This window comes from Enemella dayhoffiae (assembly GCF_002250625.1).
GTDB lineage: Bacteria > Actinomycetota > Actinomycetes > Propionibacteriales > Propionibacteriaceae > Enemella > Enemella dayhoffiae.
In genome coordinates, this window is the sequence record NZ_NMVQ01000032.1 from 1 (window position 1) to 2,024 (window position 2,024).

Genomic DNA, 2,024 nt, shown 5'->3' on the forward strand with positions numbered 1-2,024 from the left:
AATCCTCGCCAAGAGCCGGCTCAACCTCATCACCAACCAGCCCGAACAGGAGACCACGCCCGCACTCGCCAGCTAACCCCGCCCCGAAGGATCACCAACAGTTACACCACTTGGCGGGACTTGACCTATTCGTCTCCGCCATCGGCGGAGCCGAGGTGGTGGAGGTGCCCGTCGATAGCTGGAGGCCATCGTCACCTCGGACCCGCTGTTGGGTGAGATCATCCTGCGGGCCTACCTCATCCGCCGCTCCCTGGCCATCGGGGCGGGAGCGGGCCTGCGGATCGTCGGCTCCTGCTTCTCCCCGCAGACCCGGGAACTGCTGGACTTCGTCGCACGAAACCGGCTGCCCCACCGGCTGGTGGACCTGGATAAGGACGAGAAAGCGGAGGGGCTGGTCCGCCAGCTCGGCGCCACCGTCGCCGACTTCCCGCTGGTGATCCTCGGCGGCTCACGCACCGTCCGGGGTGCCACCCCGGCACGGCTTGCCGAAGAGTTGGGGATGCGCCCGCCCGCCCCGCCGGCCACCTGCGATGTGGTGGTCGTCGGCGCTGGGCCGGCTGGTCTTGCCGCGGCGGTGTACGCAGCCTCCGATGGGTTGTCGGTCTACCTGTGCGACAAGGTCGCCACCGGCGGGCAGGCGGGAACGTCAGCGAAGATCGAGAACTATCTGGGGTTTCCTGCCGGAATCTCCGGCGCTGAGCTCGCCGACCGCAGCCTCCTGCAAGTGCGCAAGTTCGGTGCCACGTTGGACATCCCGACCACGGTCCAGGAGGTCGTGGAGGATGAGGACCGCTTCCGGGTGATCTTCGAAGATGGCAGGGAGGTCACCTCAGATGTGGTGGTCCTTGCCAACGGGGTGCGATACCGCTCGCTTCCCGCCGCAGGGCTGGACCGGTTCCAGACCTCGAACGTGTTCTACGCGGCAACAGCGCAGGAAGCGCGGATGTGCGTAGACACACCTGTCGCTGTTGTCGGCGGCGGCAACTCCGCCGGCCAGGCCGCACTGTTTCTTGCCCGCACGTCCTCCCGTGTGCACCTTGTGGTGCGCGGCGAGGACCTGGGAGCGGAAATGTCCAGATACCTGGTGGACCAGATCCAACAGCACCCCCGTATCAACGTGCTGCTGTCCTCGGAGGTCGTGGAAGCACACGGCGGCAACCGTTTGGAAGCGGTCACAGTCCGTCACGGTGACGTGCTGGAGAAGCTCCGCGTGGGGCACGTGTTCGTCTTCATCGGCGCCGTACCGGCGACGACGGGATTGAAGGTCGATGTGGCACGCGATCCCGACGGGTACATCCTCACCGGCACGGAGGCGGAGCTGGCCGGCGCGCGGACGGAAGGAAGCCCCCGCTTCTCCTTGGAGACCACCATCCCCGGGGTCTTCGCTATCGGCGATGTGCGGCACGGGTCTGTGAGGCGAATGACCTCGGCTGTGGGTGAGGGCGCCAGTGTAGTCCGGCAGATCCACGAGTACCTGAACGAGGGTCGTCACAGTCGGGTGCACGCAGGAGCTCCGACATCCAGGGACACCTGACGCCGCCCCGAACCCGGCAGCCACCGGAGAACCCGCGGATCCTCCGGTGGCCCATGCGGGCGTAGCGGGCGAGTTCCGCTCGACGTTGCGTCGGATGAGGTGGTTTCGCCGCATGCCGGCGCTGCACATCGCCGAGGAACGCGGCGAGGGGTCCGACAGTGCTGCTGCACGATATCGCCTCCTCGTCGGTAACGTTTCACCACGTGATCCCGCTGCTCGAGTGCACCCACCGGTGCATCGCCATCGACCTGCCCGGCTTCGGCGAGTCGCCGGCCCCGGAGCCGTCCGGAGCGCTGCCCGGACCGACCGGGCTGCGCCCTTGGGCAGGGTCACAGCATTTCTAGTGGTCGCGGTCCGCTCGGAGGCGGAAACGCACGGTCCAGAGCATCCAGGTCTTCGCGGGTCAGCTCCACGTCCAGTGCTGTGGCGTTGTCGCGCACGTGCTGCGGGCTGCTCGCCTTGGGGATCGTGCAGAGCGAGTCGCGGCGCA

General features: G+C 67.5%; 2 protein-coding genes. Both read left to right on the forward strand.

The window, feature by feature from the left end; translation table 11 throughout:
* The first annotated feature begins 208 nt into the window (after positions 1–208).
* On the forward strand, positions 209–1,534 hold the full coding sequence (locus tag CGZ93_RS12690) for an NAD(P)/FAD-dependent oxidoreductase (protein WP_229117426.1): 1,326 nt from the start codon (positions 209–211) through the stop codon (positions 1,532–1,534).
* 158 nt (positions 1,535–1,692) lie between these two features.
* Positions 1,693–1,878, forward strand: coding sequence for an alpha/beta fold hydrolase (locus CGZ93_RS18470; RefSeq protein ID WP_141211204.1), 186 nt, complete (start codon positions 1,693–1,695; stop codon positions 1,876–1,878).
* Positions 1,879–2,024 lie beyond the last annotated feature (146 nt).